This is a genomic window from Jeotgalibacillus sp. ET6 (assembly GCF_029667115.1).
GTDB lineage: Bacteria > Bacillota > Bacilli > Bacillales > Jeotgalibacillaceae > Jeotgalibacillus.
In genome coordinates this window covers 1-712 of sequence record NZ_JARUIU010000022.1, presented here as the reverse complement: position 1 = coordinate 712, position 712 = coordinate 1, and the positions used below count along the sequence as shown (strand labels likewise).

The 712-nt window shown below is 47.9% G+C and carries 2 rRNA genes; both read left to right on the top strand.

Features of this window, described 5'->3' with window-relative positions:
* Positions 1-57: ribosomal RNA gene (locus P6709_RS19705) — 16S ribosomal RNA — on the top strand; the annotation flags it as partial.
* A gap of 345 nt (positions 58-402) precedes the next feature.
* Positions 403-712, top strand: a 23S ribosomal RNA gene (locus P6709_RS19700); the annotation flags it as partial.

Below are 712 nucleotides of genomic sequence, written 5' to 3'. Positions count from 1 at the left end.
GGGGTGAAGTCGTAACAAGGTAGCCGTATCGGAAGGTGCGGCTGGATCACCTCCTTTCTAAGGAAATGGCCGATGGCTCTTTGAGTCAATCGCGTCACACAGACTAACCTGACGTTTTCTGGTTGTTTAGTTTTGAAGGTTTAAACCCTTCTATATGAAGATTCGTTCCTTGAAAACTGGATAAAGACATCAAACAAACAAAGCAACAAACCGAGTAATCGCCACCTTAGTGATTTTCAAATGAAAATCCAACGAGTCATTTTTAAGAGTTTCTCTTAAAAATGGTTCAGCAGCGAGTGATTCGAGGACGTGAGTGGAGGAATCCCGGAGCGCACTTTCCAGTGCGTGAGGAGATGACGACACGAGCGGACGAAGAAGCGCGAAGCTGATCAACCATTTTTTGGTTAAGTTAGAAAGGGCGCACGGTGAATGCCTTGGCACTAGGAGCCGATGAAGGACGGTACTAACACCGATATGCTTCGGGGAGCTGTAAGTAAGCTGTGATCCGAAGATTTCCGAATGGGGGAACCCCGTATCCGTAATGGGATATGATCTTCCGCTGAATACATAAGCGGTTGAAGGCAGACCCAGGGAACTGAAACATCTAAGTACCTGGAGGAAGAGAAAGCAAATGCGATTCCCTGAGTAGCGGCGAGCGAAACGGGATCAGCCCAAACCAAGAGGCTTGCCTCTTGGGGTTGTAGGACACTCT